General features: G+C 70.2%; 8 protein-coding genes and 2 tRNA genes. 3 read left to right on the plus strand and 7 right to left on the minus strand.

Annotated elements, in window-relative coordinates:
- Nucleotides 1-118: 118 nt before the first annotated feature.
- Nucleotides 119-1,450 (plus strand): ABC transporter substrate-binding protein, encoded by a 1,332-nt coding sequence (locus tag ACFY2Q_RS15620; RefSeq protein ID WP_387130659.1) that lies wholly within the window; start codon nucleotides 119-121, stop codon nucleotides 1,448-1,450.
- 49 nt (nucleotides 1,451-1,499) lie between these two features.
- Here the strand turns inward: ACFY2Q_RS15620 and ACFY2Q_RS15625 are convergent, their stop codons facing one another.
- Complete coding sequence (locus ACFY2Q_RS15625; protein WP_387130661.1) at nucleotides 1,500-1,751, minus strand: hypothetical protein; 252 nt, start codon at nucleotides 1,749-1,751, stop codon at nucleotides 1,500-1,502.
- Nucleotides 1,752-2,005: 254 nt separating this feature from the next.
- Here ACFY2Q_RS15625 and ACFY2Q_RS15630 point away from each other — a divergent pair, with 254 nt between their 5' ends.
- Nucleotides 2,006-5,755 (plus strand): S8 family serine peptidase, encoded by a 3,750-nt coding sequence (locus ACFY2Q_RS15630; RefSeq protein WP_387130663.1) that lies wholly within the window; start codon nucleotides 2,006-2,008, stop codon nucleotides 5,753-5,755.
- A gap of 96 nt (nucleotides 5,756-5,851) precedes the next feature.
- On the opposite strand, the gene ACFY2Q_RS15635 is transcribed toward ACFY2Q_RS15630, so the two are convergent.
- The 6 genes from ACFY2Q_RS15635 to ACFY2Q_RS15660 form a co-directional block, all read right to left on the minus strand.
- Nucleotides 5,852-5,925, minus strand: a tRNA-Met gene (locus tag ACFY2Q_RS15635).
- A 126-nt stretch (nucleotides 5,926-6,051) separates the two neighbouring features.
- Nucleotides 6,052-6,125, minus strand: a tRNA-Met gene (locus ACFY2Q_RS15640).
- An 88-nt stretch (nucleotides 6,126-6,213) separates the two neighbouring features.
- Nucleotides 6,214-7,137, minus strand: coding sequence for a hypothetical protein (locus tag ACFY2Q_RS15645; protein WP_387130665.1), 924 nt, complete (start codon nucleotides 7,135-7,137; stop codon nucleotides 6,214-6,216).
- On the minus strand, nucleotides 7,127-7,636 hold the full coding sequence (locus tag ACFY2Q_RS15650) for an RNA polymerase sigma factor (RefSeq protein WP_387130668.1): 510 nt from the start codon (nucleotides 7,634-7,636) through the stop codon (nucleotides 7,127-7,129). Before ACFY2Q_RS15650 ends, ACFY2Q_RS15645 begins: the two co-directional genes overlap by 11 nt.
- A gap of 189 nt (nucleotides 7,637-7,825) precedes the next feature.
- Complete coding sequence (locus ACFY2Q_RS15655; protein ID WP_387130671.1) at nucleotides 7,826-10,834, minus strand: UPF0182 family protein; 3,009 nt, start codon at nucleotides 10,832-10,834, stop codon at nucleotides 7,826-7,828.
- A 97-nt stretch (nucleotides 10,835-10,931) separates the two neighbouring features.
- Nucleotides 10,932-11,945: a PDZ domain-containing protein gene (locus tag ACFY2Q_RS15660; protein WP_387130674.1), complete on the minus strand. Its 1,014-nt coding sequence runs from the start codon at nucleotides 11,943-11,945 to the stop codon at nucleotides 10,932-10,934.
- Between the two features lie 115 nt (nucleotides 11,946-12,060).
- On the opposite strand from ACFY2Q_RS15660, the gene ACFY2Q_RS15665 reads away from it, so the two are divergent.
- Nucleotides 12,061-13,356, plus strand: a complete 1,296-nt coding sequence (locus tag ACFY2Q_RS15665; RefSeq protein ID WP_387130676.1) for a zinc-dependent metalloprotease — start codon at nucleotides 12,061-12,063, stop codon at nucleotides 13,354-13,356.
- Nucleotides 13,357-13,388 lie beyond the last annotated feature (32 nt).

Raw genomic sequence — 13,388 nt, forward strand, 5'->3', positions numbered from 1 at the left:
GGGCCCGTTTTGGCCACCCGCACCGGAGCCGCCGGGAGGGGTGACCGGACGGACGTTGACACCCAACTGCGCCGCCTGCGTGAATGGTCCGACCCCGCCCGCAGTGCCAGGAGACACCGTGCCCGTTGTACGCCCTCCGCTCGACCGCCTCGGCGCCGACCCGGGCCGGCGCCGACTGCTGACCGCCCTGCTCGGCGCGCCTCTGCTGGCCACTGGCGGGCTGGCCGGGTGCAGCGACGAATCCGCCACGTCGACCGAGGACGGGCCGGTCGAGCTGTCGGTCTTCTGGTGGGGTGGGCCGAGGCGAGCCGAGTTGACCGAGAAGGTTCTGCGGCTCTACTCGGAGCGCAACCCCCGGGTCACCTTCCGCGTCACCTGGCAGGGTGCCGACGGCTACTACGACCGGCTGGCCACCCAGGCTGCCGGCGGCAACGTGCCCGATCTGATCCAGCTCGACGACGCCGTGCTGGCCGAGTACACCCAACGTGAGATCATCCTCGATCTCACCGAACGGGTGGCCGATCACCGGTTGGATCTGCGTGGCCTGCCGGACGGCCTGATCCGCTCCGGGACCGTGGCGGGCCGGACGATGGCGGTGGCCGCCGGGCAGACCCACGCGGCAGTGGTCTTCAACCGCGACCTGCTGCGCGAGCTGCGGGTGCCCGAGCCGCGCGCCGGGATGTCCTGGGCGGACTACATCTCCTGGGCCGAGCAGGTCACCGACGCCAGCGACGGGCAGGTGGCGGGCACTGTCGACGCGTCCGGCGACTACCGCGCACTCTGGCTGTGGCTGCGTTCGCAGGGCGGCGAGTTCTATCGGGGGCGGCAGGTCGGCTTCGGCGCCGACGAGCTGATCGCCTGGTTCGAGCTGTGGCAGCGGGCCCGCAGCGGGCGGGCCACCCCGGGCGCGGCTCTCGTCGAGCAGGTCGACGATGCAGAGCCAGCCCGGCAGCCGGTCGTCACCGGGTTGACCGCCGCGTCCTTCGCCTGGTCGCACCAGCTACCGGAGCTACAGCCGCTAACCGAGTCGGAGCTGGGCGTGGTGGGCTTTCCCGGCCCGCCGGGCGCACAGTGGGCGAGAGCGTCGATGTACTGGTCCGCGTTCCGCGGCACCCGTCACCCGGACACCGTCGTCGACGTGATCAACTTTCTGACCACGAACGGCGAGGCCGGCACCGTCCTCGGCCACGAACGCGGCCTCAACGCCAGCATCGCCGTGCGCCGGTACACCGAGGGCAGCATCACCGACCCCGCTCAGCAGCGCGCCGCCGCGTTCGGCGCCAGCATCGCCGACCAGCTCGGCCCGGCGCCCGCGCCGCCGCCGAAGGGTCACGCGAAGGTGCGTACCCTGCTGGTCGCTGCCGCAGAGAGCATCCGCGTCGGACGGGCCGGCACGCGCGCGGCCACCTCGCGCTTCCTCGCCCAGGCCAACGCAGCCCTGGCGGCGTGACCACCGGCGAGCGGTAGCCGCCCGAGGCAGGCCGCGCGTGTGAACGGGCTCAGCGCGGCGGGCCGCCCCGACGGCCACGCATCAGGCGCAGCAGCAGGAACACGATGATCGCCACAACCACGAGGCAGCAGAGCAGGCCGATGAAGCCGAAGCCGCCCCCTCGGGACCGCCGTCGAGCGGCCTCCACCACGATCTCGCCCGTGCCTGTGGACGCCCAGGCCGCGACGGGCACGAACACCGCCAGTACGACCGTACCGAGGACCGCGCTGAGCCGGCCCCACCACCTACCGAAGGAAGACATGCGCCCATCCTCGCCCAACGGCGCAACCTGGGCACGTTGGTTCGCGCCAACCTGGCCGTGTTCACCTGAGCCTTGACACAGAGTGGCCACCGTGGACCCGACTCGCGGCCACACCGCATCGACCAGCTCCGCTGTCCTGGTCGGAAGCCGTCAGCGTGGAAATATTCCTGCAACGCTCCGGCAAAGATGAAGGATCTTTACAGAAAACTCCGGAGGTGATCGGATTCGGCCCATCCCAGAACATTGGAGGCAGTGTGAGGCCCTCGTTCCTCCGAAGATCCGCCGCGTCGATCGGCGTCGCCCTCGTGGCCGCCCTGGTGACCCCCGCGGCGGCGCACGGCGCCACTCCCCCGCAACCGCCGCCCACGAGGCCGGCCGCGAGCGGCGGCGCACCCGGTGCACCTGTCACGGTCACCCTGATCACCGGAGACAAGGTCACGGTGACTCCGGTGGCCGGGGGCAAGAGCCCGGTGGTGGACGTCAAACGCGCGCCGGGCGCCACGGGCGCCGTACGCGTCGCCACCGAAGGCAGGGACACCTATGTGTACCCCGACGAGGCGATTCCCTACCTCGCCACGGGTCGACTCGACAAGCAACTCTTCGACGTCACCCAACTGATCGCGCAGGGCTACGACGACGCGCGGACCAGCCAACTCCCCCTGATCGTCACCCGCACCACGGGCTCGGCGAAACGTGGGACCGCCGCTGCGCTACCGGGCGCGCAGACCACGCTGGAGCTTCCGTCCGTCGATGGTGAGGCGATCCGCACCCGCCGGTCGCAGGCCGCCGACTTCTGGTCTGCCCTCACCGGCGGCGGCCAGTCGCCGACCGCCCGCAGTGCCGCCCCGACCGCACCCTCCTTCACCGCCGGGGTGGACAAGGTGTGGCTCGACGGCAAGGCGAAGGCAACCCTCGCCGACACCACCGCCCAGATCGGCGCGCCCGCAGCGTGGGCCGCGGGTGGCACCGGCAGCGGTGTCCGGGTCGCCGTCCTGGACGGCGGTGTGGACACCGCCCACCCCGATCTCGTGAACCAGATCGTTGCCTCCCGCAGCTTCATCCCCGGCGACGACGTCATCGACCGGAACGGGCACGGCACCCACACTGCCTCCACCGTCGCCGGAACGGGCGCCGCCTCCGGCGGCAAGGAGCGCGGCGTCGCTCCCGACGCCGATCTGGTGATCGGCAAGGTTCTCGACAAGAACGGCAGCGGGACGATCTCGGGAATCATCGCGGGCATGGAGTGGGCGGCGCAGACCGAACGCGCCAAGGTGATCAACATGAGCCTGGGCGTGAGCGCGTGGCACACCCAGGACGACCCGCTGAGCCAGGCCGTCAACCACCTGACCGCCGAGACAGGCGCGCTCTTCGTCGTCGCCGCCGGCAACAGCGGACCCGACCCGTACACCCTTGGTGCGCCGGGCACCGCGGACGCCGCGCTCACCGTCGGCGCCGTGGACGGCGCCGACCACCTGGCCAGCTTTTCCAGCGTTGGGCCACGCAGCAACGACGAGGCACTCAAGCCCGACATGACCGCCCCCGGCGTGAACGTGCTGGCGGCCCGCTCCCAGTACGACGTCTACAGCGAGGGCTTCTACGTCGAGAACAGCGGCACCTCGATGGCAGCGCCCCACGTCGCCGGCGCGGCCGCCCTGCTGGTGCAGAAGCACCCGACCTGGAGTGCGCGCCAGCTCAAGGACGCGCTGATGAGCACCAGCGTCCGCACGCCCGGCTACGACGCCTACCAGGCCGGCAGTGGTCGGCTGAACGTGGCCGCCGCCTACCACCAGGACCAGATCATCGCGACCGGCTCGGTGGACGCGGGCCTCGTCAAGTGGGGCAGCACACCACAGCCGATCAAACGGAAGATCACCTACACCAACACCACGACCAGGCCGGTCACGTTGGACCTCTCCGTCGACCGGGGCACCTCCCCCGCGCAGACGTTCACGGCGACCGCCAGCCGCGTCACGGTGCCCGCGCGCGGAACCTCGACGGTCGACGTGGTGGCGGACCCCGAGGGTCTCCCGCCGGGCCGGTACTCCGCCCAGGTCACGGCCCGCTCCGCGGCCGGTGAGGTGCACACCGCTGCGGGAATCGCCGTCGAATCCAAGAAGTACGACCTCACCATCAGACTGAAGGACCGCGCCGGTCGACCCATGAGCGGCGAGGTCGAGATCGTCAGCGCCGACACGGGCTCCACCTTCATGTGGGTGCTGAACGGTGAGCTCACCAGCCGGATGGCTCCCGGCACGTACACCGTCGTCACCATGGCGGACGTGGAAGGGATGAACGGTCCCCGCTCCCTCGGGCTCGTGATGATGAGCGCCCCCGAGGTGGACCTGACGGCCAACCGGGTCGTGAACCTCGACGCGTCACAGGCACGACAGGTGAAGGTGGCGACACCTCAACCGACGGCGGTCACCAACAGCAGGATCGACGTCTACCGCTCCTTCACCTCGGCCGAACCGACGCCCGACGACTCGACGGCCCTGCGTACGGCCACCTTCCCCAGCGCCGCCTACGACAGCCTCTGGGCACTCCCGACCACCAAGGTGAAGAAGGGCAGCTTCGTCTTCACCACCAGGATTCGGGCCGAGCAGACGCCACTGGAGATCAGCTACAACGACCGTCGCCTCGGCGCGCCTCTCGTGCAGCCTGGCTCACGGCCGCTGCCGGACGGCACCTCGCGCCTGGACACCGTCTTCGCCGGCAACGGCGCGAAGGCCGACTACGCCGGTCTGACCGCCCGCGGCAAGGCCGTGGTCGTCCGCAGCAACGACTCGGTGGCCCCGACGGACCAGGCCGCGGCGGCGCACGCCGCCGGCGCGGCGCTACTGCTCGTGGTCAACGACCACGACGGCCGCAAGAGCGACTGGTACGGCAACCCCGACGGCGTGACGACCGGCCAGATCCCGGTCGCCTCCGTCGTCACGGACCAGGGCGAGGCGCTGATTCAGAAGATCATCGCTGCCGGCCGCAAGGCGGTACGGCTGACCGTGGTGGCCCACCCCGCCCCGAGATACCTGTACGACCTGGTCGACTACCACCGTCAAGGGGTGCCCAGCGACCCCTCCGCCAGGACGGACCCCCGCAACCTCGCCCGGATCGACCTCACGCTCTCACCGCCTGCGGGGCAGCGGTCCTCCGAGACGCGGGTGGACTTCCCGCCGTACGCACCGACGGCGGCACCCGGGTTCCCGCCCGAGCAGGTCGCCCCGGGGCCACGGACCGACTGGGTTTCCGCCGCAAGCGACATCAGGTGGCAGCAACGGGCCGACATCGAAGACTGGGCGCAGTCGCACACGGAGGAGATGACCTACCAGCCGGGCAGCGTACAGACGGACCGGTGGTTCGGGCCCATCACGAGGCCGCGAATGCTCCCGCTGGACACCCTGGTCCGCAGTGACACCTGGTTCAGCGCCACCATCGAGGGATTCAGCGATGCGGGAGCCGCGCACAGCGGCGGGAGCCGGCTGCCGCAGAAGGCCACCCTCTACCAGGGCGACAAGCAGTTGGCCCACATCGAGGGTTTCCCCTGGTTCGGCGCATATGACCTGGCACCGGAGAAACTGCCGTACCGGCTGGTCGTCGACACGACGGGCGATCCGGACTTCAGCCCGTACTCGACCGCCACGCGCACCGAGTGGACCTTCCACTCGGGTGCTACCGATGAGATCGAGACCGTCCCGCTGGTCCAGCTGGACTACGAGGCGGACGTGGACGCCGCAGGTCAGGCGAAGCGCCGCAACGAGCTCTCCATCATGCCGGTGGTGGCGGGCAGCACCGCCGCTCGGGACGCGGTGTCCTCGGTCATGCTCGAGGTCTCGTATGACGACGGGGCAACCTGGCAGCGGCAGGACCTGCAGGAGAAGAAGGGCGCCTGGCAGGCGATCCTGAACGCGCCGCACCGGGCCGACTTCGTGTCGATCCGGGTGACCGCCAAGAAGCGCGATGGTGACGGCGTCACCCAGACCGTCACGCGGGCCTTCGGCCTGAGGTAGACCCGCGAGGGGCCGGTGCCCGCGAGGCGCCGGCCCCTCCTCAGGTAGGGCAGCAAAAAGCCCGGCCCCCCACAATGTGGGGGGCCGGGCCAGTCGTAGCGGGGACAGGATTTGAACCTGCGACCTCTGGGTTATGAGCCCAGCGAGCTACCGAGCTGCTCCACCCCGCGTCGCCTGGTAAAGACTAACCCATCCGGTTCGGACATGATCAGTGGGGTCACCAACCTCGCCGACGCCCGTGCCCGACAATGGCGAAAGCCCGTTTCCGGCGAACCGGAAACGGGCTTTCGCTTTCGTAGCGGGGACAGGATTTGAACCTGCGACCTCTGGGTTATGAGCCCAGCGAGCTACCGAGCTGCTCCACCCCGCGTCGGTTCACTAACCGTAGCGCACCGACCCGGGGCACCGCAAAGCGACCCCGATACCACTGCCATGAACCCCTCTGACCTGGGCCTTTGTCAGTCGAGCCATTTCTCGATCGCCGCCACGGCCCGCCGACTGTCGGCGTCGACCTGCGCCCGCTCGGCCGTGGTGGACTCCCAACCCTGCTCCCAGAGCACAGTCACCACATCGCCGATCCGGACCGCCCGGACCAGCCGCACCTCGTCTGCTCCCGGCTCGCCCATCCCGTCCGGATACGGGGATCGCATCTCGAACAACACCGACTCGTCGCCGTACTCCCCGGAGGCCAGCAGCCGCTGCTGCCACGTCCTGGTGCCGTTCGACAGTTTCTGGGTGGGACAGTCACGGACGGCCTGCCGCAACTCCCGCAACGCGTCGTCGGCACGCCCCGTGCGGTAAATGGTGATGGTGTGCCGGTAACTGCCGTCCGGCACGTACTCCGGTGGCGACTGGGGCAGTTTGTACGCCAGAGCCCGGCCGCGGCGCTGCACCACTGCCGAGTCGCTGGGATAGCTCGCCCCGCAGAGCGCCGGCAGCATCGCCGACTTCGTCCACGATTCCAGACCTCTGTCATTGGCCGCCGCCAGCTTGAAGAACGCCCGATCCGGGATCGACGTGGGCGGCCGGGGCGTCGCAGCTCCCGTTGCGGATGGCGTACCACTCGGCGTGCTGCTCGGCGGCGTCGACGACGCCGACAGCGTTTGCGAGACAGACGGCGACGGTCGGGGAGTCGACCCGGTCGGCAGCGGCCCGGGCGTGCCAGCGGGCGGGGGCAACGGCGCGGGTCCGTCCGCCGACAGCGCCAGCCGTCCACCGACGGCCACCCCGCCGAGCAGCACCGCCACAGCGACCGCCGTGCTGGCGAGCCGGACCCGGGCCCGCCGGTCGGCACGCCGTCGGACCAACTCGGGGCGGGTCACCTCCACGCCGTCGGCGACGGCGGTGAGCGACCGGTACAGGTCGGAGATCTCAGCTGACATCGTTCGCCTCCAACTCCTCGGTGTAGAGGTCGGGCAGCAGCGCGGCCAGCCGGGACCGACCCCGGGACAGCCAGGACTTGACGGTGCCGACCGGTACGTCGGTCTCCCGGGCGATCTCCTCGACCGACATGTCGAAGAGGTAGTGCAGGGCCAGCGCCTGCCGCTGCGTGGCCGGCAACTGACGAAGCGCCCCGACCAGCAGCACCCCGTTCTCGCTCGGCGGCGGCGCGGTCGGTGGCGGCCCGCTACGACTGAGCACCGCACGCCAACGGTGCAGACGCCGCCAGCGGTCGTTCGCCAGCCGGGACACCACGAGCCGCAGCCACGCCTCGGGCGCCGGATGCTCCGACAGCCGCCCCCACTGCCGCCAGGCCCGGGTGAAGGCTTCCTGCACCAGGTCCTGCGCCTCGGTGTGGTCACCAGCCACCGCGTAGCCGTACCGCATCATCCGCCGGGCGGTGCTGCGATAGAACTCGTCGAAGCTGTGCGCATCCCTCACGACTGTTCCCCCTCGTCCGCGCCCCGTTGCAGTGAGGACGGCGGCCGGGTGTCGTGGGTTGCGGGTCGGCCGGACCAAAGCTGTCCGAGAGGCGACAGGCGGGCACAGCGCACGAACACGGCGGAGCCCTCGCCGTCAGGACCGGGTGGTCCGACGACGAGGGCTCCGCGAGGTGCTACCGGGGGGCTGTCAGCCGCCCGTGCCGGCGCTCGGGCTGCCGCTGGGCGACGGCGGCGCTGCGCTGCCGCTCGGCGTACCGGCCGGGGTGGCCGCCTGCTGCGCCTGCTGGAAGGCGGTGAGCGCCTCGTCCAGAGCCTTGAGCGCGCGACCGTACCGCTCGAAGTCGCCGGACGTCTGCGCGGCCCGGACCTCGGTGATGGCGGTCTGCACCCGCTCCGCAGCGGTGGCCAGCTCGCCGGTCAGCGGCGGCGCTTCGCCGCCCGGCGCGGGCGGGGTCGGCGTCGTCGTCGGTGACGGCGTCGTCGGGTTGCCCCCGGTGGTCGGGGGTGGCGTCGCAGCCCCGGCCCGCTTGCCCTGCTCGACCAACTGCTTGATGCCGTCGTTGATGTTGTCGGCGAGCGCCACGAAGGAGCCGCCGTCACCGTAGGAGAGCAACACCTTCTGCAACAGCGGGTACGCGTCCTGCTGGTTGCTCTTCACGTAGACCGGCTCGACGTAGAGCATGCCGTCGGCGAAGGGCAGCGAGAGCAGGTTGCCGTACTGCACCTGCGCCTGGTTGCTGGAGAGCAGGTTGAGCTGCTGACGGATGTTCGCGTTGTTGGTCATCTGCTGGTGCACCTGGACCGGGCCGGAGATCCGGGTCTGGTCCGGCAGCTCCAGCACCTCCAGCCGTGGCTTGCCCTCGACGTACGACCCGGAGATCAGCGCGGCCAGGTTCTGCCTGCCGTTCGGGGTGACCGCCGAGGTGAGCTGGAACCGAGGGCTCTCCTGACCCGGGAACTGGGTGAACAGGTAGTACGGGGGCTGCTTCTGGCCGCTGTCCGGAGCGTCCGGCACGTTCGGCACCTGCCAGAAGTCCTGTGCGGAGTAGAAGTCACCCGGGTTGGTCACGTGGAACTTGGTGAGCAGGTTGCGCTGCACCTTGAACATGTCCGCCGGGTAGCGCAGGTGCTCGGTCAGCTCGACCGGGATGTCCGCCTTCGGCAGCACCAGGTCACCGCCGAACGCCTTGTTCCACGCCTTGAGCACCGGGTCGGTGTCGTCGTACTCGTAGAGCTTCACCGTGCCGTCGTACGCGTCGACGGTGGCCTTCACCGAGTTGCGCATGTAGTTGACGTTCTCGCGGGCCAGCTGGAAGGTGCCCCGGTTGGTCAGCTCGTCGGTCGTCTCGGTCTGCAGGTTGACCCGCTCGGCGTACGGGTAGGTGGCCGCCGTGGTGTAGCCGTCGACGATCCACTGCACCCGACCGTCCACCACCGCCGGGTACGGGTCGCCGTCCAGGGTGAGGAACGGCGCGACCTTCTCCACCCGGTCGCGCGGGTTGCGCACGTAGAGCAGCTTGGAGTCCTTGTTCACCGCCTCGGAGAGCAGGAAGTTCGTCTCCTGCTCCTTGATGGCGTACAGCAGCCGCCGGGCGAAGGAGCCGATCTTGACGCCGCCCTCACCGGTGTAGGTGTAGGACTCGCCGCCGCCCTCACCGACCGGCCTGTCGAACTCGGCCTTCTTGTTCGGGTCGGACTGGCCGACGATCGCGTAGTCGCCAGGCGCCATCCGCTCGCCGTAGTAGATGCGCGGCTGCTTGGCCGGGATCTGCTCGGTCTGCGAGGAGCACGCCTCCTGGGTGCGCTCGCCGAGGAAGCCCGAGACGAAGAACGGCTGCCCGCCGCAGACCACCTGGTTGGCCGGGGCGGCCACCAGCCCGAAGCCGTGGGTGTAGACGGTGTGCCTGTTGATCCAGGTGTTCTGCTGGTCGGTCAGCTCGCCGTAGTTGATCTCCCGGACGCCGACCACGTAGTCGGAGACCTTCCCGTTCACCCCGTAGCGGTCGATGTCCAGCTTGGGGCCGAAGTCGTAGAAGCCACGCACCTGCTGGAGCTGGGTGTACGTCTCGCTGACCAACTGCGGGTCGAGCAGCCGCACGTTCGACACGACCGAGGTGTCGGTGGCCAGGTTCGCCGGTGGGGTGAGGTTGTTCGCCGCGTACGCGGTGGTCTCGGTCGCCGCCAACCCGAACGCCGCACGTGTCGCGTCGATGCTGCGCTGGATGTACGGCGCTTCCTTGTCCTTGGCGCTCGGCTTGACCTCGAAGGTCTGCACCGCCCAGGGGTAGATGCCGCCGATGGCCACTGCGGACACGCCCAGCAGGGCGAGCGAGATGCCCGGCCAGACCAGGTTCCGCATCCAGGCGTTGGAGAACACGATGATCGCGATCGCCACCACGATCGAGATGTACGCCAGGATCTCCTTCGCCGGCAGCAACGCGTTGACGTCGGCGTAGCCGGCGCCGTACAACTTGGCGCCCTCGTTGTACTCCAGCAGCATCGCCCGACGGTCCAGCACGTACGCGACGGCCTTGAGCAGCACGAAGGCCGCTACCAGGCTGCTCAGGTGAGCGCGGGCCGCGTTCGTCATCCGGTCCCCGACGCCCTGGAGACGGACCCCGCCGAAGAGGTAGTGCACCGCCAGCGCGCCGATCAGAGCCAACACCACAGCGGTGAAGCCGATGCCGAGCAGGTAACGCCAGAACGGCAGCTGGAAGACGTAGAAGCCGATGTCCACCCCGAACTCCGGGTCCTTGACCCCGAAGTCACCACCGTTGCGGAAGAGCAGCCACTGGTTCCACCGGCTCTGCGCCGACAGGCCGGCGAAGAGGCCGATCACGACTGCGGTCAGCGCGATCCAGGTGCCCAGGCGCGGGCTGAGCACCATCCGGTAGCGTTCCAGAGTGGCCTGCTCGACCGAGTGCGGGCGCAACCGCGGGCGCAGCCGGTATGCCAGCCACAGGTTGCCGGCAACGATCACAGCCATGCCGAGGCCGATGGCGAGGAAGAGCAGCAGCCGGGTGAGCAGCACACCTGTGAAGACCTCTGTGTAACGGACCTCGTCGAACCACAGCCAGTCCGTCCAGGCCTGAACACCCCAGCCCAGCAGGGTGAAGAGCACGAACACCCCCACCAGGACGGCGATGGTGACGCGTCCGCGCCTACTCATCTTCGGTAGGGGGCTGCTGCTACGCATTACCACTGTTGGCTCCGCACGCTCGATGTGATCGGCTCCGACCAGGGCACCCAGAGTACGGGGTGTTCCTGAACGTGTCGGGACACGGTCACGAGCGTCAGCAGCGCGTCGGCTGGCCTCCCGAGCGCAACGTATCCAGCGCGGTCATCGCCTCGGTGAGTGAACCCACACGCAGCAGCGGCAGATCGGGCTGCGGATTGCGGACCGCCTCGGCGCAGTTGTCCGCCGGCACCAGGAACACCTTGGCCCCGGCGCGCTTCGCGCCAACCAACTTCTGGGCGATCCCGCCGATCGGGCCGACCGTGCCCTCGTCGTCGATGGTTCCGGTGCCGGCGATGATCTTGCCGCCGGTGAGGTCGGCCGGAGTCAGCTTGTCCACGATGCCCAGGGCGAACATCAGGCCGGCGCTCGGGCCGCCGATGTCACCCAGGTCGATGCTGAGCGTGAACGGGTGCGGCTGCTGCTGGTCGATCTCGACACCGATCCGCGGCCGGCCGTCCTGCTCACGGCTCGTCACCGTCGCGGTGGCCGGCGCGCCGTCGCGGGTGTAGCCGATGGCCAGGGCCGTACCGGCCGGCTTGGCCCGGATCAGCTCGGTGAGCTTCGCGGCCACCGGCACCGGCTGGCCGTCGACAGAGGTGACCACGTCGCCGACCTTCAACAACCCGGCGGACGGGCCGTCGGCCGCCACCGTCTTGACCACCACCTGCACCGGGAAGCCCAACTCGCGCAGCGCGGCCGTCTCGGCGCTGGTCTGCGACACCTTGAAGTCCTCGGCGTTGCGCTGCTCGACCTGCTCTGTCGACTCCCCCGGCGGGTATACCAACTCGCGCGGCACCACCGCCTCGTCGTCGGAGAACCAGCCGGCGATCGCCGAGCGCAGCCGCACGGTGGGCTGCACTCCCACCGTCGTCAGCCGGAGCTGACCGGCGGACGTGGAGGTCTGCCGTCCGGAGACCTGGATGACCTCCTTACCGTCGGCTGTGCCGAGTGTGTTGACCGTCGGGCCCGGGCCGAGCACCACGTACGGGATCGGCACCCGGAGCACCCCGACGCTCAGCAGAGCGGTGAACAGGGCACCGAGCAGGACCGTCAGGCCACGACGTCTCATGCGGCAGAGCGTACCGATCGCTCGGGGCTGGTCTGCCGGATGCGCCACGCGACTTCGCCCTCAGCGCAACGCCAGGGGCGGCTACCTGGGGCTCGGCCCGCGTACCGTAGACGTCGTGCCTGATATTCCGTTCGGTTTCGCGCTCCCGGGTGGGCAACCACCAGACCCCAACGATCCCGCGCAGATGCAGCAGTTCATGTCGCAGTTGCAGCACCTGCTCTCCGCGCCGGGCAGTGGACCGGTCAACTGGGACCTGGCTCGGCAGGTAGCAGCCAGCCAGCTCGCCGCCGCCGGTGACCCGGCGGTGTCGCCGTACGAGCGCAACGCCGTCGAGGAGGCATTGCGCCTGGCCGACCTGTGGCTGGAGCCGGCCTCGTCGTGGCCGTCGGGCATCCAGTCCCCGGTGGCCTGGAACCGCAATGAGTGGATCTTCAAGACGCTTGACGTGTGGCGCAAGCTCTGCGACCCGGTGGCCAGCCGGATGGTCGGCGCGATGGGCGACCTGGTGCCGCCAGAGGCCCGCGCCCAGCTCGGCCCCATGCAGTCGATGGTCGCCACCCTCGGTGGCGCGCTCTTCGGCGGCCAGTTGGGGCAGGCCCTCGGCTCGCTCGCCGCCGAGGTGCTCTCCGCCGGCGACATCGGGCTGCCGCTCGGCCCGGCCGGCACGGCCGCGCTGATCCCGGCCAACATCCGCGCGTACGGCGAGGGCCTGGAGCTGCCCGAAGACGAGGTACGCCTCTACGTGGCGCTGCGCGAAGCCGCACACCAGCGGCTGTTCCAGCACGTGCCGTGGCTGCGCGGGCACGTGCTCAGCGCCGTCGAGATGTACGCCTCGGGCATCCGGGTCAACCGGGAGGCGATCGAGGAGGCGATGGGACGGGTCGACCCGACCGACCCGGAGTCGATGCAGGCGATCGCCCTGGAGGGCATCTTCACCCCCGAGGACAGCCCGGCGCAGAAGGCCTCGCTGGCCCGGTTGGAGACCGCGCTGGCCCTGGTCGAGGGCTGGGTGTGCCACGTGGTGGACAACGCCGCCACCGACCGCCTGCCAAACGTCGTCCGGCTGGGCGAGGCGTTCCGTCGCCGTCGCGCCGCCGGCGGTCCCGCCGAGCAGACCTTCGCCGCGCTCGTCGGCCTGGAGCTGCGCCCCCGCCGGCTGCGGGAGGCGGCGGCCCTGTGGGCCGCGCTCACCGAACACCGCGGCATCGAAGGCCGGGACGCCGTCTGGGGCCACCCGGACCTGCTCCCGTCCGACGACGACTTCGCCGACCCGGTGGCCTTCGCCATGAACGACATGGACCTCAGCGAGCTGGACAGCTTCGACTTCTCCGCACCCGGCGGTGCGGAGGAGAAGGCCCCGGGCCAGCCCAACGATGCTGACGACACCGACGACGGCGACGCCAAGCGCTGACAACTCGGAGCCCGCACGTCCGGGTGCCCGTC

It is taken from the genome of Micromonospora sp. NPDC000316 (assembly GCF_042898885.1).
Classification (GTDB): Bacteria; Actinomycetota; Actinomycetes; order Mycobacteriales; family Micromonosporaceae; genus Micromonospora.